Consider the following 17932-nt stretch of genomic DNA (forward strand, 5'->3'; position numbering starts at 1 on the left):
GCGGGTGTTGAGTTGGGTTGACTACGAAAGTTACTCCCCCGGAGCTTTCTGAAATGCGAGAACAGATGCAGACGGTCGAAACGCGGTCTCCGACCGACGAATGTTCCCGCGATTAGCGTGTGACTTTTCACTGTGGTAACCCACTCTAAAGGTAGATGCGTCGCCCTTTCGCCCTCATCGTTCTCTGTGCCGTTGTGCTGTTACTGGCGGGCTGTCAGGCACCCAGTGCGTCGCCCGAGATGGAAACCGGTGGCGACGACCTGACTGCTAGCGAGCCCGCGACCGACTACGGGAGCAACGACTCCGCCCCGCCAGCGCCTGCGACGGACCGGCTGGGCTACGAGAACGGCTACTGGTACAACGAATCGCTGTCGGTAACAACCGAGGACGGACTGAACGAGACAGAGCGGGAAGCCGTCGTCGCCCGGACGATGGCCCGCGTCGAGCGGATTCGCGGGCTGGAGTTCGAGGAGACAGTGCCGGTCTCCGTCGTCTCGCGAGCCGAGTATCGAAACAACACGGGCGGCGGCGAAACCGGCGATTCGCTGCGTCGGTTCGACAACGCGAAGTTCGAGGCGCTGTTTTTCATCGGCGAGGACCGCGACTCCATCGCCGTCCAGAACAGCAACCGCGGGGAGAGCGTGCTTGGCTACTACAGCAGCCAGCGCGGTGAAATCGTCATCGTCAGCGATTCCGAGACGCCGACGATAAGCCGGGGGACGCTGGCCCACGAACTCGTCCACGCCCTGCAGGACCAGCACTTCGGTCTCGAAAGTGACGCGCGGACGCGGGATCAGGTGCAGGGTCGAAACGGAATGGTCGAAGGCGACGCCGTCGCCGTCACCCAGACCTACACCGACCGCTGTGGGGAGGCGTGGCGCTGTATCGACAGGCCCGCCCAGAGCGGCGGTGGCGGCGGCGACCGCCACTTCGGCATCAACTTCATGCAGTATTTCCCCTATAGCGACGGTCCCGGCCTGATCGGAGATCTCCGAGACCGCGGCGGCTGGAGTGCTGTCAACGACGCCTACGACGACTATCCCGACGGGGCCGCCGAAGTGACCTACTCCGAGCGCTACCCCGAATGGGAACCCGAGTCAGTTTCGCTTGCGGACCGGTCCAGCGACGACTGGGAGCGGGTCAGGCCCTCGACCGACCGGGACCGCCCCGATTACGCCGTCGTCGGCCCCTCTGCCATCGCCGGATCGATGGCGTACACTATCGCCGACGACTACAACGAGTCGAGCGTCGTCCGGACGCGTGACGTCATCAACTACGAGGACGGATCGCTGGACAGCGACGACCCGTACAACTACGACCTGCCCGCGACCGACGGCTGGCAGGGCGGCCGGATGCACGTCTACGACAACGGCGACGAGACGGCCTACGTCTGGAAAACGACCTGGGCCAGCGAGGCCGACGCTCGCGAGTTCGCCGACGCCTGGGAGGAGGTCATCGCCCACTGGGGCGGCACCAGAACCGCGGAGGGCCACTGGCTCATCGAGGAAGACAGTCCCTACACCGACGCTGTCGCCGTCAGAGTCGACGGGGAGACGGTCACCGTCGTGAACGCGCCGACGGCCGACGAACTCGACGAGGTCCACGATGCGTAAGGAACTGCTCATTGTGCTGGCGGTCGTCCTGGCGGGCTGTACAGTCCCGTCCTTCGGCGGCAGCGACCACCCCGAGACACCGAACGGGGGAGACGCCATCGGCTACGAGAACGGCTACTGGTACGACGACTCGGTGTCGGTGACGACTGACGACGGCTTGAACGAGACAGAACGGGAGGCCGTCGTCGCCCGGACGATGGCCCGCGTCGAGCAGGTCCGCGACCTGGAGTTCAAAGAGCCGGTCCCGGTTTCGGTCATCTCCCGGTCGGAGTACCAGAACCGGTCTGGGGGCAACGAGGGCGGCGGCAGCAGTCGTCCACAGGACCCCTGGAACGACCAGGTGTGGGAAGCGCTTCTGCTCATCGGCGAGGATTCGGGCAGCAGCGACGAAATCGACGACACGCTCTCGACGACGGTTCAGGGCTACTACTCACCGAGCGAGGACGAAATCGTCATCGTCAGCCCGACAGAGACGCCACAGGTCGACCGGCGGACGCTCTCACACGAACTCGTTCACGCCCTGCAGGACCAGCACTTCGGGCTGAACGGGTCCGCGAAGACACAGGACACGCAACTGTCTCGGCAAGGCGTCACCGAGGGCGAGGCCAACTACGTCCGCATCCTCTACGAGCGCCGCTGTGGTGACGGCTGGGGCTGTATCGCCCTCCCGGACCGGGCCAGTGACGACGGCGGAAGCAGCGACGGAGACGACGCCAGCCAGGAACCGAGCTACAACGAGGGGCTGTTCACCGTCCTCTACCAGCCCTACGTCACCGGGCCGCGGTTCGTCGACCAGGTGCGCTCTGACGGCAGCTGGGACGCCGTCGACGCCCTTCACGACGACTTCCCCGATAGCACCGAGCAGGTGCTCCACCCGGAGAAATATCCCGATGAGAAGCCCGTGAACGTCAGCGTCGCGGACCGCTCGAACGAGGAGTGGAGCCGCTTCGACCACGACCCGGTCGGCGACACGGTCGGGGAGACCTCGATCTACGCGATGATGTACCACAACGGCCAGACGGAGGGCGACCGCTACAGCTACGAGAGCGAGATATCGGCGGGCTGGGGCGGCGACCTCGTCGTACCGTATCGCAACGGCTCCGGCGGCTACGGCTACGTCTGGGAGACCCGCTGGGACACCGAGGAGGACGCCAGCGAGTTCGCACAGGCGTATCGAGCGGCGCTGACCGAGGAACACGACGCCAGCCAGCCCCGAAGCAACGTCTACGTCGTCCCGGCGGACGACCAGTTTAACGACGCCTTCCGCGTCGTCCGGTCCGGCAAGACCGTCCGCATCGTCAACGGGCCGACGGTGAGCGACCTCGACGAGATTCACCAGCCAGCAGGCTGAATGCGGCGCGTCAGCGGGCGAGCGCCGGCTAACCGAGCGTGCGACGGTACGCGAAGCGGCCGAATCCGATGACGGTGACGAGAGCTGTCGCGTACGCAGTCAGGTCGTACGGTGGCCGCGAGACAGCGAGATAGACGGCGACCGTCCCGAGCGAAGCGAGGCCACAGACGGCCCAGAGGGCGACGGTCCAGCGGCCGCTGGTTGGTGCGTCTGTGTCCCCCGTGGCGTCCTTGCTCCCGCCGTCCGCGGTGTCTCGGTCGAGAATCCGCGTGGGGTCGTCCGGAACGTCACCACCGGTATCGGACTGTGAAAACGGGTCGCGCTCGTCCCGGTTCAGCGGAATCCGTGAGAGGACGAACCGTAGCCACCGCGTTCGCGGCGTCAATGTGTCGCCGAGCAGCAGGAGGCCGAACGCGATCAGGACGCCAGCGGGAAAGAAGTCAAAGCGCTGAACGAGGTAGGCGTCACCGGGACTGTCCGGGTTGTAGTAGACGGGTACCGACGCCCCCGTATCGTAGTTCGACAGCACCTGCACGGCGCGGTCCCGCCGGTTCGTGTCGATGTCGGACCCGAAAGCGATGTCGCGACCCGTGTAGGCCTGGCCGTCGACGCGATAGGTGTAGGTCACGTTCGGCCGGTAGTGCTGATTGCCACCCAGCGTCGGTCGTCCGATCTCGGTGTACGTGTCCATCTCGCTAGCCTCGACCGTGCCTGTCGTCGTGGCATAGCCAGTCGCGGTCCGGTACTGAGAACCGCCGAGGATGGTCCCGGTCGCAAGCAGCGCGAGCGCTAACAGGAGGGCGACGGAGCGGCGAGGACTGAGCACGCCCGGTGGATACCTGCGGTACCGCAGAAAGCGTTACGAGTGCGAATCCTCGGAAGACCGCGACGTGCTGAAAACGGCATCTCGCGACCGCCAATCGGACCGCTTTTTCAGGCCCCCGGTCCTAGACCACCCAATGACCGAGGAGTTCGACGTCGTCTCGCCAGAGGCGATTCGCGAGGGGCGGGCGACCGACGCCTACTTCGACCGGACGATGGAGGCGCTGGAACACGCGGGAAAGAACCCGGACGTGGTCACCGAGGTGACGGCGAACCAGTTCGCAACGGGGCAGTGGAAGCTATTGGCGGGGCTGAAAGACGCCGCCGCGTTGCTGGAGGGGCGACCCGTCGACGTGGACGCGCTCCCCGAGGGCCAACTGTTCGACGGCGGCCCGGTGATGCGAATCGAGGGGCCGTACCGGGAGTTCTGTCGCCTGGAGACGGCGCTGCTTGGCTTTCTCTCGCATCCGACTGGCGTCGCGACGCGGGCGCTAGAAGCCCGGTACGCCGCACCGGAGTCGACGGTTCTCTCCTTTGGCTCGCGGCACGTCCACCCATCGATAGGCGCGATGGTCGAGCGGTCGGCGCTGCTGGGCGGCCTCGACGGCATCTCGAACGTCGCCGCGGGAGAAATCATCGGCCGGGAGGCCGGTGGGACGATGCCCCACGCGCTGATGATTTGCTTCGGCCGCGGGAACCAGGAAGCGGCGTGGCAGGCCTTCGACGCCGCTGTGCCGGAAGAGACGCCGCGCATCGCGCTGACGGACACCTACAGCGACGAGACCGACGAAGCCCTCCGCGCAGCGGAAGCCGTCGACGACCTCGCGGGCGTCCGACTGGATACCACCGGGTCGCGCCGCGGGGACTTCCGCCACATCGTCCGAGAGGTGCGCTGGACGCTGGACGCCTACGGCCACGAGGACGTGAACCTGTTCCTCTCGGGCGGTATCACTCCGGCAACCATGCGAGAGCTTCGGGACGTGGCCGACGGCTTCGGCGTCGGGAGCTACGTCGCCAACGCCGATCCGCTGGACTTCGCGCTGGACATCGTCGAACTGGACGGCGAGCCGGCGGCCAAGCGGGGGAAGCTCACGGGCAGAAAGTCCGTGTACCGCACCGCCGACGGCGGCCACCACATCGGTCTGGCCGACCGCGACGGGCCAGCGGACGCCGAGTCGCTACTGGAACCACTGATTCGTGACGGGGAAGTCGTCAGGGAGTTCGACCTCGACGGGGCCATCGACCGCGCGGCTGCGGACGCCGAACGGGTCGGCTATGAGGGCGTGACCGCGGCCGAGTAACGGGCGTTAAGTCTCGGGCCTGCAAATACGGGGTATGGTCGACCGCATCATGAAGGTCAACGCGTACACGACCTTCGACCTGCTCGACGGTGAGGTAGAGGGCCACGGCTTCGAGGAGGAGGCCCTGGCCGTGCTGAACGTGACCGCGCCGCGGAAGAACCCGGACCACGTCGAACTCCAGTTAGAGATGGACAACACCGACCTCGACGCGGTGAAACCACATGCGGACTCGGTGACGCTGTCGGCGGCCCAAGCCCGCGAACTGGCAACCGAACTGGAGGAATACGCAGGGAAGGTCGAAGACGCACAGTCGGAGTAGTCTGTCACTCTCAGTTACATTCAGTCGTTACGACGGTTCGGTAATTCTATGGTGTGAAAACACATACCACGAGATATGTCAACCGAGACGCCCGGTAATCCAGCCGCACGGGAGCTGGGCTACTGCCCGTGCTGTGGCTACCAGACACTCCCCGAGGGGCGGCCCGGGTCGTACGAGATGTGTCCGGTGTGTCACTGGCTCGACGACCCAATCCAGTTCGGCGACGCGGAGTTCGTCAGCGATACGAACCATGTGTCGCTGACGGAAGCGCGCGAGAACTTCAGCGAACACGGGGCGTGTTCCCCCGACGAGGCCGGGGACTGCGAGGAGCCGACGGGCCTCGACCGCGACCCGAACTGGCCCTACGAGGGGTAGTGCCCGAACTCAGGCCGCGAGCGCGATATCCAGATACAGCATGACGATGACGCCGGCCATCAGGCCGAGCGTCGCGACGCGTTCGTAGCCGCGCTGGTGCGTCTCGGGGATTATCTCGTCGGAAATCACGAACAGCATCGCGCCCGCCGCAAACCCCATCGCGTAGGGCAGGAGCGGTTCGACGGTCACGACGGCGACAGCGCCGAGCACCGCGAGCGGGATTTCCACGACGCCGGAACGAATCCCGGTGAAGACGGCGTAGAGTCGCCGGTCCAGACCCGCGTTGATTGCCGCGACGGAGACGGCCAGCCCCTCGGGGATGTTCTGGATGCCGATGGCGAGCATCAGCGAAATCGCGCCCCCGATCCGGAGCGGGTCGCCGGCGGCCGCGCCGAAGCCGACACCGACGGCCAGCCCTTCAGGAACGTTGTGCAGCGTGATCGCGAGGATGAACAGGATGACGCCCGTCAGTTTCGACTCGTCGACCGAGAGGTCCTGACTGGGGTTGGCCGCGTCCGACCGGCGGCTCCCGGTCAGGAGGTAGTGGGCGTGCGGGACGAGGCCGTCCGCCCGGTCGAGGAACAGCGCGCCGAGCGCGACGCCGACGAGCGTCGGAATCGGATTTCCGGCCGAGTACTCCTCGATACCGGGGATGATGAGGCTCGTGAACGCGGCGGCCAGCATCACGCCGGCGGCGAAGCCCAGCGCCGTGTCCAGCGCCCGCTCCGAAGGGTCACGCCAGACCAGCACGAGCGACGCGCCGAAGAGGTTCATCGTTGCGATGATGACCCCGCCGACGAGGCCGTTTATCAGCGGGTCGGTGCCGACGAGGTCGACGAACAGGTCGACGAACCCGGATTGCATTGTCGAGTAGTGGACGTCGCCCCCTCTTGGATGTACCGGCAGTCGGGAGGGGGCGTCTCAGGTTCTGGTGTCGTCCCCGTACAGATCGGAAAACCCCGGCTCGCTCAGGTTGTCCAGCCGGCTTCAGGTAGCGCCTTCTACTGGTAGGGACCATATTCGAGCGAGTAAACGCTGTGTTAGAACGGTTCCGGCGACCCGACGAGCCGCTGCATCTCCATCGCGCTGGAGAAGTCCTCGCGGGAGACCACACGGGTCCCCTCGGGGCCGTCGACGAAGGCGGCGGTGGCTCTGGCGGTGTCGAGTTGGACGAGCGCGTCGAAAGCGGCCGTCTCCGAGGCAAAGCGCGGCAGGTCGGTCTCCATCAGGTCGGCGACGGTGTCGGCCTCACGTTCGGCCTTCGAGAGTTCCCTGAAATCGCCGACAGTGACGACGCCGACCACGTCGCCGCCGCGCGTGACAGCGAACTCCGTCCGCCGGTCGGCGAACATCCGGTCGACGAGGTCCTCGACGCTGGCGCTGGCCTCGATAGTCGCGTCGAGCGGGCTGGCCACGTCGTCGACGGTCAGCCCTTCCAGCAGGGCGGCCAGGGCAACCGTGCGGGATTCACTCGACGCAGCACCGTAGACGAACAGTGCGAGCAGCAACAGCAGCGGGCTGAACGAGAGGACGCCGACGACGGCGAACAGCACGGCGAACCCGGTCCCGATTCGAGCGGCGATGCGGGTCGCCGTCGCGTAGGGCCGCTTCCGCGCGAGCAGCGCCCGGAGGACGCGGCCGCCGTCCATCGGGAACGCCGGCAGCATGTTGAACACGGCGAGGAAGAGATTGGTGACGGCCAGCCAGCCAACGACGAACAGTGTCACCTGCGCGCCCGCCGGCAGGGCGAACAGCGCGGCGTAGCAGGCGAGCCCGGTCAGAATACTCACGGCTGGGCCGGCCAGCGCGATGACGAGTTCCCGGTTCCACTCCTTGGGCATGGATTCGAGGCTGGCGAGGCCGCCGAGAATCCAGAGCGTGATCGACTCTACCCGGAGCCCGTAGCGCATCGCCGCCCAGGCGTGGCCCAGTTCGTGCAGTGCGACGCTGGCGAACAGACCCACCGCCGCGGCGGTGCCGATGAGCCACGGCGTCTGGCCCGCGGTCAGCACCGTGAGGTCGAGCGTCACGCCGGAGAGAGCGCTCACGATGCCGGCGTACACCGATATCTGAGCCCCGCTACCGATAATCCAGGCCAGCACCGGCAGGAAAATCAACAGCGAGACGTTGACTCGTATCGGAATCCCCCAGACCGTCGTGATGTGGAAGTTTCGCACGGGAAGCCAAACGAACAGTGGCCGGGTATAACTTCTGACTAGGGATGACGCCGACGAGTAGCGGCCTTATTCAGGGTGTAGCGTGTACGGACACCTAATGACAGTTCGACACGACGGGCTGACCGTCGACTGGCTGGGGTACGCGACGCTCCGGTTCGCCAGCGACGACACGGTGGTGTACGTCGACCCCGGCCGGTACGGCGTGCTCACCGGCGAGTGGGAGCCCCACACGGACGGTATCGGCCATCCGCCCAGCAGCGACTATCGGCCGGAGGACGGCGACGTGGTGTGTGTGACCCACGTCCACCACTACGACCCGGACGGCATCGAGCGCGTCGCAAGCGAGGACGCGACAGTCGTCGCCTACGAGGGCATCGACGAGCGCGTCGGCGACCGGGACCTCCCGCCGCTGTCCTCGCTCCCCTACGACGTGGTCGAGGTCGGGATGAAATCACAAACGACGGTCAAGGACGTGCCCATCTGGTCCACGCCAGCGTATAACGAACCTGACGGGCCGCATACGCTCCCCGATGGAACACCCTACCACCCGGAGGGCTTCGGCTGTGGCTTCATGGTCGCCGTCGAGGGGACCAGGGCGTTCTATCCGGGTGATTCGGACGTACTGCCGGGGCATCGGACCCTTGAGGTGTCGCTGCTGTGTCCGCCCATCGGCCCGCGGGCGACGATGGACCGCCACGAGGCCGCCGCCCTGGCCGCGACTATCGACCCGGACCTCGTGTTGCCGGTCCACTACAACACCTTCTCCAACCTCGAAGCCGACTCCAGGGAGTTCGCCGCCGACGTGGCCGAGGCCGGCGTCCCGGTCGTGCTGGACGAGCAGTGAGCGAGTGCCCGCACATCTCGAATCTTACCCGCGTTCGGCCCACTCGCTCCGATCCCGATGGGCGTCGGCGACCTCCTCGATTTCGTCCGGCCCGAGCACGCCGCGCTCGGTGACGACCGTCACCGCCGACGCCGGTGTCACATCGAAGGTAGGATTCGACACTGAGATATCGGCGTCACCGTCGTACACCTCCCAGGAGTCGCGTTCCTCCCTGTCCCACGCAGCGCGCGGCGTGAACTTGTCCGTCGCACACACGGCGTAGCAGTCCACGTCCGCGGCGGCCGCTGACAGCGCCGCGGGACGGGTACCAACTTTGTTGACCACGCGGCCATCCGGAAGGACGCGGTCGGCCCCGACGATGAGCGTGTCGGCGTTCCACGCATCCAGTTCGTGACCGAACGCCGCGTCAGTAGTCAGCGTCACCGCGGCGCTGTCGGCGAACGTCTCCGCGACGCCGACGCCTTCACCCCCGGGCCGTGACTCGGCGACGAGCACGGCCTCTGGGGCAGCGGCGTCGACCACGGCACGGACTGTCCCGGAGCGAGACAGCGTCGCGAGGCGGTCACCGACGTGCTCGGCGGCGACGGCGGCGGCGACGCGGTCGGCGGTCACCGCGCGGCTCAGCGTCTCGGTCGCGGCCCGCTCGACGGCCGCCGGCGACTCGCCGGTGACGGTAGCCATCGCTCGGTCGAGACGGTTCGCGACGACGACCATCGAGGGACGCGCCGCACGTATTTCGGCGGCAAGGGCGGCGAGCGCGTCCCAGCCGTCGCCGTCCCGTTCGGCCGTCTCAATGTCGTCGCTCCGTCCGGCGTCAGCCAGGGCGGCCTCGTCGCGCAGCACCTCCAGCGCCCGGAGCGACAGCCACGCCGAGCCGTGGGTCCGGTCCTCGCGTACTGTCGCCACTCGCGGGCGAACGCGGTCCCAGGAGGTCCACAGCCGCGGGACCGTCTCGCGGACCAGTATCTCGGGCGGGTGGACCCACGCAGTCTCGGTCGTCTCCTCGTTAGTCGCGACTGTGCGGGCCGCACAGTCGAACAGGAACGGATGAACGACCCATCGAACGCCCCGGTCGTCGTCAGCGACCCGAAACGGGTCGCCCTGACGGACGAGCGTAACCGCGTCAGCCAGCCCGGTCTCCTCGTCGATTTCGGCCCGCGCGGCCGTCTCCGGGTCCCGGTCCCGGCCAGCGTCGTCGGCGACGTGTCCCGCGACCCCGCTCCACTGGCCCTGATACGAGCCGACTGCATCGCTCCGGCGCAACAGCAACACCTCGCCCTCGCTACGCAGGAAGCACGTCACGACGGGGCGTGTCTCCATACGGGCGTGAACGGCTGGCCGGGGCAAGAAAGTCCGGGCCAGTGAGAGCCACAGTCGAGGCGGGACGCGTTGAGAGAACTACAGCGCGTCGAGCAAGCGGTCGATGTCGTCAGCCGTGTTGAACGCGTGGACCGACGCCCGGAGCGCTTCGGGGTGGGAGAGCGACCTGATAATGACACCCTCCGCCGCGAGTCGCTCGACGGTCGCCTCGGGGTCGTCGGCAGTGAACGTCACGAGTCCCGACTCGTAGTCGCGTGGGCTCAGCAGTCGGTCGTCGAGGCCGTCCTTAAGCCGGTCAGTCAGGCGTTCGACACGGGGCTGGATCGTATCGAATCCAACCCCCTCGACCGTCTCGATAGCGTTCGCGAGCGCAACGTACGGGACCGGCGAGGTGGTGCCGACCTCGAACCGGCGCGCACCCTCGTAGTATTCATATCCGGCCCCAGTGGGATTCTCGACGCTCCGGTAGCCGATGCGAGTCTGGCGCAACCGGCTGTACGCGTCCGGGTCGACGTAGAGGAACCCGCCGCCCCAGATACCAAGCAGCCACTTGTGCCCCGCAGCAGCCACGAAATCCGCGCCCCATTCGGTCACATCCACAGGGTGTTGCCCGACGGACTGGACGGCGTCGACGAGCACCTGCGCGCCGGCGTCGTGGGCCACGTCGACGACGTCCCCGACCGGGAGTCTGGTCCCGTGTGTCCAGGTGAGCGAACTCAGCGCCACCAGTCTGGCGTCGGCCACGGCGTCTTTCACGTCAGCCATGTCAATCCGACCACCCTCGGTTTCCAGTACGCGGACCTCGATATCGTGGGTGTCGGCCAGCCGGTCCCACGGGAGCGTTCCGGCGGGGTGTTCGAGGTCGGTCCGGACCACCACGTCGCCGGGCTGCCAGTCGATAGCCCCCGCAACCATGTTGACCCCATCGGCGGTACTCCGAGTGAACGCGACGTTGGTGGCCTCGGTTCCGATGTGCCCGGCGACGACTTCGCGGGCCGCCGCGATAGCGTCCCACGCAACCGTGTAAGGGCCGTCACCGGCAGGTGCGTCGAAGGCGTGGCGTTCGAGGAACGCCGTCGCAGCGTCGACTACGGGGCGCGGCGTCGGCCCGCTTGCCCCCGTGTTGAAGTACGTACACCGTTCGAGTGCTGGAATCGACGCTCGGAGCTCGGCTGGGTCCATGTCCGTTTCGATGGCCCCCGACGCCTTCAGCCCTGTGTGACCCAGCAGCCGGTTGCGCCAGCCGATGTCCGGGACAGCAGGACGGTTCTGTTTCTGCGGGCGTCCGAGCCGGCAAAGTGTTTTATTTTGTTGCGTTCCACAACCTCAGTCGGTTGTTTCAGTATTTTCTGATCGTTGTCGCTCTCCCGAACAGTAGATGGAATCTGGAGGAGCGACTCAGTCCTGTTGACACTCACAGCCGCCCTGCTCGAAGAACTCCGCGACGGCGTACTGGCTGCCACATGACTGGCACAGCACCTGCGCGTCCAGAAACACCTCGAAGTCCTCGATGTCGATGCGGCCCGTGTCGCGCAGTTTCTCGATGCGCTGGTCGGTGACCGACAGCGTTCTGGTCAGTAGCCGCTGAATGCTCTCGAGATCCTTTTCGATCTTCTCGTCGTCGGACAGCCCCTGGTACTCCGCGCCGCGCCACTCCTTCAGATACGACCGGATAGCCTGGTAGGTGATGAAATCGGTTTCGAGACCATCGACGTCGACGCCGTTGCGTTCGAGTCGGTTGACCGTGTCAGTCCGAACGCCCGTGCTGATGTCGTCACCGGTGAGGTTCTCGTAGGTCGATTCCACGTCGCTTTCGAGGGCACTCAGGCCCGCATCGACCAGCTCGCGTTCGAGGAGGCGCTTGTTGAAAAACTCCGCGAGGTCACGGAGGCTCATGCGCTCTTCACCGTCGCCCGTCCAGCGGGCCTCCATCTCCGCACCGAGTCCATCGAGTTCGTACTCGTCGATGAGCCGAGCGACTTTGCTCGACGGCCGGCCGTCTGTCGTATTCGCCATCTGTTGTTCCCACGTACGGTAACCGGAACTAAAAGACTACGGGGTTAGATCGAGGTGATGCGGTTGAAGTCGTCGTCGAGCGCCTGAGCGTCCTCCGGCAGGAGGGCGACGACGAGATGCTCGGCGTAGTCGGCGAAGTACTCGACGAGTTCGGCGATGCGCGCGGAGTCGATGGCCTCCAGCGAGTCCAGCAGCATGAACGGAACGCTCTCGTGGAGGTCGTGCACCAGATAGCCCGCGAGAGCGAAGATGAGCCCGGTCACTTCGCGCTCGCTCTCGCTGAGGTGCTCGATGGTGTCCTCGTAAGCCGCGCCGTTCTCGGTGGTCCGGACGATGTGGAGCTCGAACACCGTTCGGTCGACCTTCTGACGTCCCTCACGGACGGTCTGCTCGACGCGTTCGATCCAGATGCGTTCGAGGTTCTCGTACTCCAGAATGCCGAGGATAGCGTCCATGTGCTCGTTGAACTCGTCGACGGCGTTGGCCTCGATCTGGTCGATTTTCGTCCGCTTGTCGGTGAGTTCCTCGATGAGGGCATCGCGCTCCTCGCGGAGGTCGTCGGCCCGTTTGACCATCTCCTCTATCTCCTCGATCTCGGCCGACACGTCGTCGAGGTCGGACTCCAGGCTATCGATCTCGAACTCGAGCTGGTTCGCCTCCCGGTGCAGCGAGAGGATCTCGTCGAAGTCCTCGGATTCGAGGTTGTCGACCTCGTCTTCCAGCGACTCGACGTCGTCAGTCAGTTCCTCGCGCCGCTCCTTCAGGGAGGTGATCTGCTCTTCGCGGCGTTCGATCTCCGTTTCGGTCTCCTGTATCTTCCGCTCGACGTTCTCGCGACGGCGCTGCTTCTTTTCCGCCTCGCGCTGGTCGGTCTTGAGATCGTCGAGTTCCGACTTGATGTCGTTGAGGTCCTCGACCTTCCCCCGGCGGAGGTCCTGCAGGCGGTCGACGGTGTCTTCGATCTGCTCGCGGTCGACCGTCGAGCCACACGTCCAGCAGACGACGGATTCCTCGTCCTCGCCTTCGAGGAGTTGCTCCGTCACCGCGCCGTCGGAGCCTTCGGGCGCGTCTTCGAGTGACTGGATGACGTCGTAGTCTTCCTCTTCGAGCCGTTCCTCGTTGTACTGGATGAGGCTCTGGAGGTCGGAGATCTCGCTGTTCAGCCGCTGGCGCTGGTCGCGCAGGCTTGCGATCTCGTCTTCGAGGTGCTGCTGGTCGCCCATCGGCGTCTCCGGCAGTTCGTCCAGTTCGTCTTCGAGGTCAGATCGTTCACGTTTCAGCGAGGAGATGCTCTCCTCCTGTGCCTCGATGTCCCGCCGGACGGATTCGAGATCCGACCGTGTCGAACGGAGTTCGTCGAGTTTCTCTTCGAGGACATCCTGTTCCTGACGGCTCTCCTCGATATCTCGGCTGCTGTTGTCGATCTCTTCTTCCCGCTCGGCCAGTTCCTCGCGTTTCTCCTCGATCTGCTCGCGGAGTTCGGTCCGGCGCTGTTCGAGGTCCGGAAGGTCGCGCTGGCGGGATTCAACCGTGGCGAGCTCGTCGTTGATGTCGCCCTTCTCCGCTTCCAGCTGTTCGACCTCCGAACGGATCGCGTCGATGTCGACCGGCCGCATGATGATCTCGCGGAGGTCGTCGCCCCGAGCCACGGACCGGCGCGCCTCGTTGGTTTCGAGGAGGAACGCGAACAAGTCAGCGACCTCGGGGTCGTCGAGGTATCCGTCGCCGTCGAACTGGACAGCGTCCCCCGCCCGCGTGAGCGTCCGTTCGTACATCTCATCCCCGTACGTGAGGGCAACACTCCCCTCGTCGGCGTCGCCTTTCAGCGTGGCCTGCGTACTCCCCATTGCCGCCATAATAGACTGCAGAAACGACGTCCGGTTTGTGGCGTTCTTTCCCGTCAGCACCGTCACGCCCGGTGGAATCTCGACTGACGTCTCGTCGATCCCACCGATATTGGTGACATCGAAATGGGCGACACTAGATCCTTGCTTTGATTCTGGCATTGGTCTGCTGTAGTCGGAGCGGATATAAAAATAATTTCATTGCCGAAAACCAAATTACACACTTGGCGTCCCGAGTGCGGGCGGACACGCCAGACTCGACGGTGATGATACACGGCAGACAGCGCACAGACTGACAGCCGATTCCGGAATAACACCTGTACCAATATTATTCCGATACGGAGGGATTGGCGACAGGGAGAGAGGGTAGATCGCTCTGATACTGGCGTTTTATTGTGGATAGCAATCTCAACCGCTTGTGGACCTCGTTAGATGCCAACCTATAAGTCGGCGTGATCGGAAGCAGGTCGTATGACCCGTTACGAAACGCTGCTCGAGGTCGAACTGGACGAGTGGGACAGTGGGTACGGTGTCTTGCAGATCGTCGATCCGGATGACAGCGACACCGCCGAGTTACGGTTCTGCTACTTCAACGAAAACGGCAAGTTCACGAACCGGCCGCTAACGCTACGACCCGACGAAGAGACACTCGACCGGACGACGCGGATGGTGGAGAACCTCGGCTACGTCGCCCGGACGTTCGACCCGGCAGAGATCCGTGAACTCGTCGACGCGCTCGGCGAAGAACGGGTTATCGAACTCGCACAGCTCGTCGACACGCTCGGTGAAGCGCGGCTAGCGGAGATACTCGGGGAGTGAGGATGGCAGACACCCACCCACTGGTAACGGTCGAAACCATCGTCCTCGTGGGGCTGGGGGGGTTCGCCGGCTCGAACCTCCGGTACTTCGTCGGCCTCTTTGTTCCGGGGTTGCAGGGGACGCTGCTGGTCAACGTCCTCGGCAGTTTCGCGCTCGGCGTACTCGTTTACGAAGGGCTGCAGGTCGGTGCGTTGGCCAGCGAGACGAAGCTGGCCGCGTCGACCGGCTTCATCTCGTCGTTTACCACCTACAGCACGTTCGCGGTTGAGACGGTGTTAACGCCCGAGTGGGCCGTCGCGAACATCGTCGGCAGCTACGCTCTGGGGTTTGCCGGTGTCCTTGTCGGTCGTGAAGCCGTCCGACTATTCGCCGGTGGTGAGCGCTGATGGTCGCTATCGAGCCCGCGCATCTTGTCGGCACCGGCGGCGCTATCGGGGCACTCTGTCGCCACTATCTGGCGGGGGCTGTCCAGCGAGAGACGCTCCCGCTCGGGACGCTCACGGTGAACGTTATCGGGAGCTTCGTCCTCGGACTGCTGACGTTCGCCAGTGTGACCGGGGACGCGGCACTGCTGGTCGGTGTCGGCGCATGTGGCTCGTTCACGACGTTTTCCTCGTTTTCCGTCGGGACGGTGCGGCTATGGGAGGACGGCTATGTAGCGCTGGCCGTACTCAACGCCGTCGGCAATCTCGTCGGTGCGCTGGCCGCAATCGGGCTGGCCTGGGGCATCGTGCAGATCGTGTGAATCCCGCCGGCCCCTCAGGTTTCAGGACCCCCCGCAGAGACTTCGTGGTTCCTGTCTGCTTCGAGGTCGCTTGCCCGCGGCGTCTCGCCGCCGTGGGGCGTCCGCCGCTCGCGGACAGTCACATGGTGGACAGATTCGGTGCCGTCGTCAACAACGAGCGCGTCACCGGTCATCTCTGGCAGCCGGGCCGCGAGATCACCGTCGAGATACGTCGGCCGGGCCGCCCGCAGCGCGTCAATGTCGGCCGCGCTCGTCAGTCGGTGGGCGACGAGCAGGTCCGTCTGCGAGACGGTCGTCGCCGGCACGGCGCTGGGTCGCTGTGTCGCCAGCACACAACTCACCCCGGGTTGGCGGCCCCGAGTGACGAGTCGGTGGAGCGGACGCCGGGCGACGCCGTCGGTGAACGCGTGCGCTTCGTCGACCAGCAGCCACGGCAGCCGGTCCGTCTGCCCAGCCATCCGACCATCGTAAAGTGCAGTCGCGACAGCGGCGAGGACCGCGCCGGCTGGCCGCGAATCGAGTCCCGAAACGTCAAGCACGGTCAGGCCGTCGCTGCACAGCGCCCCCGTTTCGATACCCGCAGCATCGAAGATATCCCATGACGCAGCGAGCGCAAGATGGTTTGCCGCTGCGCGGCCGGTGCTCGCCGCCGCATCTGAATCAGCCACCCACGAGCGCATCCCCTCGAGGGTCGAACGCTCGCTCGCCGCTCGCCACACGAGCGCTCCCGCGCCCCGTTCCGGGTCGAGGCCGAGCACCGCACACCATTGGCGCGGGTCGAGCGCGTCCGCGCGAACGCTGGGGTCGACCACCGTGACAGACACGTCCGCGGCGCTAAGTGACGTGAACGCCCCCATCGGGTCGACGACGACCGGCGAGACCCCCTCGGCAGCCAGCAGGCCCTCGGCGAGGACGCCGAGCGTGTACGTCTTCCCCGACCCTCGCTTGCCGACGACGAGACCGACGTGTGGCCGGTCGACATCGAGGTCGACCGCAGCGCCGCGGCTCCCGTCGCGGGCCCGATAGTGACCCAGCCGCGCCGTCGCCCCCGTCGCCTCCTCGCGTCCGATAACGACCATGCCGGCGGTTGCTCCGCTCTGATATTTGAACGTTCGTCCGGGGATTCAAGTACGAACCCGGGGCCACCCTGACCCATGTCAGATTCGCTGTGGCGCGACGAACGTGCTATCGAGGGACTGCCGATACGTCTGGTCATCGCGCTGGTGGTCGGCGTCGCCTGCCTCTCCGTGATGATGAGCACCATCTCCGGAATCGAGACGTTGCAAGTAACCGAGGTCGATGTTGAGCCACATCCCGAAGTGGCTAATCCGGGGACACAGGACGTAGTTGTCACTGTCGTCGACTCGAAGGGGTCGCCCGTCTCCGGCGCGACGGTGGTCGCGAAAAGCGGGACTGCAACGCTCTCGTCGGTTAAGACTGGCGAGACAGGGAGTGCAGGGAACGCGACCCTCTCACTGTCGCCGTCGCTCGGACCGAATCAACAGGACGGCACCGTCACGTTCGAAGTGAAACCACCGGCTGGGAGCAACTACGAGGACGCCCGCTCGAACACCGACTTGCTCGTCGTCGAGTCGCCCTAGCCGTCCCAGTCGATCCACTCCTGCTCCCAGCCGGCGCGGGACTGGGCTGCCCGGCGGGCGCGCTCGCGGTCTTCACGGTGGGTCCGGTTGCGCTCGACGGTGTCGGCCTGCTCGCCCTCGACGAGCATCGGCTGGAACGCGACGGTGCCGTGTCGCGTGACCGAGCCGTCGGCCTCCACGACAGCGAGGGACTGTTCACCGGTGCCAAGCGGCATCACCAGTCGACCGTCATCGGTCAGTTGCTGGAGGAGCGCCCGCGGCGGGTCGATTGCGGCGGCTTCCAGAAGAATACGGTCGTACGGTGCGTATTCGGGCAGCCCGGCAGCCCCGTCGCGACGGTCCACGAGGACGGCGTCGTAACCTGCTTCTGCCAGGTTCTGCCGGGCTTCGATGACGAGCCGCCGCGTGATATCTATCGCATGAACGTTGGCCGCACCGACGTGTTCTGCAAGCACCGCGGCCGTGTAGCCGACACCGGCACCGACCACGAGCACGTCGTCGTCTTCCTCGGGTGACAGGGTTTCGAGCACTCGACCGGCGGTACTGGGCGAGAGCACACGCGTGCCGAGGCGCTCGAACGGGCGGTCGGAGTAGGCCTGTTGCTCGCCGACGAAGGCCTCCCGGGGGACGGCACGCATCGCCGCCGACAGCCACGCGCTCCGGACAACACCCTTGCTCTCGTGTTGCAGGCTGTCGACCATGTCGTCCCGCAGTACCGCTGGGTCCATACCAGTATATTCGACCAGAGCTATATCAATGGCGCGACAACGGCGGCGTCTGTCGAA

General features: G+C 65.8%; 19 protein-coding genes. 10 read left to right on the plus strand and 9 right to left on the minus strand.

Going from position 1 to position 17932, the window contains the following annotated elements; all coding sequences use genetic code 11:
* The first annotated feature begins 155 nt into the window (after window positions 1–155).
* Complete coding sequence (locus VI340_RS12785) at window positions 156–1613, plus strand: Hvo_1808 family surface protein (RefSeq protein ID WP_336358475.1); 1458 nt, start codon at window positions 156–158, stop codon at window positions 1611–1613.
* Window positions 1606–2964, plus strand: coding sequence for an Hvo_1808 family surface protein (locus tag VI340_RS12790; RefSeq protein ID WP_336358476.1), 1359 nt, complete (start codon window positions 1606–1608; stop codon window positions 2962–2964). Before VI340_RS12785 ends, VI340_RS12790 begins: the two co-directional genes overlap by 8 nt.
* Window positions 2965–2992: 28 nt before the next feature.
* Here the strand turns inward: VI340_RS12790 and VI340_RS12795 are convergent, their stop codons facing one another.
* Window positions 2993–3790 carry a DUF3592 domain-containing protein gene (locus VI340_RS12795; RefSeq protein ID WP_336358477.1) on the minus strand — a complete coding sequence of 266 codons (798 nt, stop codon included), beginning with the start codon at window positions 3788–3790 and terminating at the stop codon, window positions 2993–2995.
* Window positions 3791–3923: 133 nt separating this feature from the next.
* On the opposite strand from VI340_RS12795, the gene VI340_RS12800 reads away from it, so the two are divergent.
* The 3 genes from VI340_RS12800 (at window position 3924) to VI340_RS12810 (ending at window position 5781) form a co-directional block, all read left to right on the plus strand.
* Window positions 3924–5087 (plus strand): nicotinate phosphoribosyltransferase, encoded by a 1164-nt coding sequence (locus VI340_RS12800; protein WP_336358478.1) that lies wholly within the window; start codon window positions 3924–3926, stop codon window positions 5085–5087.
* A gap of 34 nt (window positions 5088–5121) precedes the next feature.
* Complete coding sequence (locus VI340_RS12805; RefSeq protein ID WP_008307772.1) at window positions 5122–5406, plus strand: DUF6360 family protein; 285 nt, start codon at window positions 5122–5124, stop codon at window positions 5404–5406.
* 75 nt (window positions 5407–5481) lie between these two features.
* Window positions 5482–5781 carry a CPCC family cysteine-rich protein gene (locus tag VI340_RS12810; protein WP_008307770.1) on the plus strand — a complete coding sequence of 100 codons (300 nt, stop codon included), beginning with the start codon at window positions 5482–5484 and terminating at the stop codon, window positions 5779–5781.
* 9 nt (window positions 5782–5790) lie between these two features.
* Here the strand turns inward: VI340_RS12810 and VI340_RS12815 are convergent, their stop codons facing one another.
* Window positions 5791–6645 (minus strand): ZIP family metal transporter, encoded by an 855-nt coding sequence (locus VI340_RS12815; protein ID WP_008307768.1) that lies wholly within the window; start codon window positions 6643–6645, stop codon window positions 5791–5793.
* Between the two features lie 176 nt (window positions 6646–6821).
* Window positions 6822–7958: a site-2 protease family protein gene (locus tag VI340_RS12820; RefSeq protein WP_008307766.1), complete on the minus strand. Its 1137-nt coding sequence runs from the start codon at window positions 7956–7958 to the stop codon at window positions 6822–6824.
* Window positions 7959–8055: 97 nt separating this feature from the next.
* Between VI340_RS12820 and VI340_RS12825 the strand changes: the two genes are divergently transcribed.
* Entirely contained in the window at window positions 8056–8802 is a 747-nt protein-coding gene (locus VI340_RS12825; RefSeq protein WP_336358479.1) for an MBL fold metallo-hydrolase, read from the plus strand.
* A 24-nt stretch (window positions 8803–8826) separates the two neighbouring features.
* On the opposite strand, the gene VI340_RS12830 is transcribed toward VI340_RS12825, so the two are convergent.
* The 4 genes from VI340_RS12830 to VI340_RS12845 form a co-directional block, all read right to left on the minus strand.
* Window positions 8827–10122: an NUDIX domain-containing protein gene (locus VI340_RS12830; protein ID WP_336358480.1), complete on the minus strand. Its 1296-nt coding sequence runs from the start codon at window positions 10120–10122 to the stop codon at window positions 8827–8829.
* Window positions 10123–10200: 78 nt separating this feature from the next.
* Window positions 10201–11304 carry an aminotransferase class V-fold PLP-dependent enzyme gene (locus tag VI340_RS12835; RefSeq protein WP_336358481.1) on the minus strand — a complete coding sequence of 368 codons (1104 nt, stop codon included), beginning with the start codon at window positions 11302–11304 and terminating at the stop codon, window positions 10201–10203.
* A gap of 216 nt (window positions 11305–11520) precedes the next feature.
* Complete coding sequence (gene rdfA / locus VI340_RS12840) at window positions 11521–12138, minus strand: rod-determining factor RdfA (RefSeq protein WP_008307760.1); 618 nt, start codon at window positions 12136–12138, stop codon at window positions 11521–11523.
* A gap of 44 nt (window positions 12139–12182) precedes the next feature.
* Window positions 12183–14144, minus strand: coding sequence for an archaea-specific SMC-related protein (locus VI340_RS12845; RefSeq protein ID WP_336358482.1), 1962 nt, complete (start codon window positions 14142–14144; stop codon window positions 12183–12185).
* A gap of 309 nt (window positions 14145–14453) precedes the next feature.
* On the opposite strand from VI340_RS12845, the gene VI340_RS12850 reads away from it, so the two are divergent.
* From VI340_RS12850 to crcB, 3 genes are read left to right on the plus strand one after another with little or no spacing between them, the layout of a single operon-like run.
* Window positions 14454–14801 carry a hypothetical protein gene (locus VI340_RS12850; RefSeq protein WP_008307758.1) on the plus strand — a complete coding sequence of 116 codons (348 nt, stop codon included), beginning with the start codon at window positions 14454–14456 and terminating at the stop codon, window positions 14799–14801.
* A gap of 2 nt (window positions 14802–14803) precedes the next feature.
* The gene (locus VI340_RS12855; RefSeq protein WP_008307757.1) at window positions 14804–15187 is read left to right on the plus strand and encodes a fluoride efflux transporter FluC; all 384 of its coding nucleotides are present in this window, start codon (window positions 14804–14806) and stop codon (window positions 15185–15187) included.
* Entirely contained in the window at window positions 15187–15546 is a 360-nt protein-coding gene (gene crcB / locus VI340_RS12860; protein WP_008307755.1) for a fluoride efflux transporter CrcB, read from the plus strand. The genes VI340_RS12855 and crcB overlap by 1 nt, the downstream gene beginning before the upstream one ends.
* Window positions 15547–15560: 14 nt before the next feature.
* On the opposite strand, the gene VI340_RS12865 is transcribed toward crcB, so the two are convergent.
* Window positions 15561–16625: an ATP-binding protein gene (locus VI340_RS12865; RefSeq protein ID WP_336358483.1), complete on the minus strand. Its 1065-nt coding sequence runs from the start codon at window positions 16623–16625 to the stop codon at window positions 15561–15563.
* Between the two features lie 75 nt (window positions 16626–16700).
* Here VI340_RS12865 and VI340_RS12870 point away from each other — a divergent pair, with 75 nt between their 5' ends.
* Entirely contained in the window at window positions 16701–17147 is a 447-nt protein-coding gene (locus VI340_RS12870; protein ID WP_008307753.1) for a DUF7382 domain-containing protein, read from the plus strand.
* On the opposite strand, the gene VI340_RS12875 is transcribed toward VI340_RS12870, so the two are convergent.
* On the minus strand, window positions 17144–17875 hold the full coding sequence (locus VI340_RS12875) for a protein-L-isoaspartate O-methyltransferase family protein (protein WP_008307752.1): 732 nt from the start codon (window positions 17873–17875) through the stop codon (window positions 17144–17146). The two genes, VI340_RS12870 and VI340_RS12875, sit on opposite strands and share 4 nt — an antisense overlap.
* Window positions 17876–17932 lie beyond the last annotated feature (57 nt).

The sequence above is a fragment of the Haloarcula sp. CGMCC 1.6347 genome (assembly GCF_037078395.1).
Taxonomy (GTDB): domain Archaea; phylum Halobacteriota; class Halobacteria; order Halobacteriales; family Haloarculaceae; genus Haloarcula; species Haloarcula amylolytica.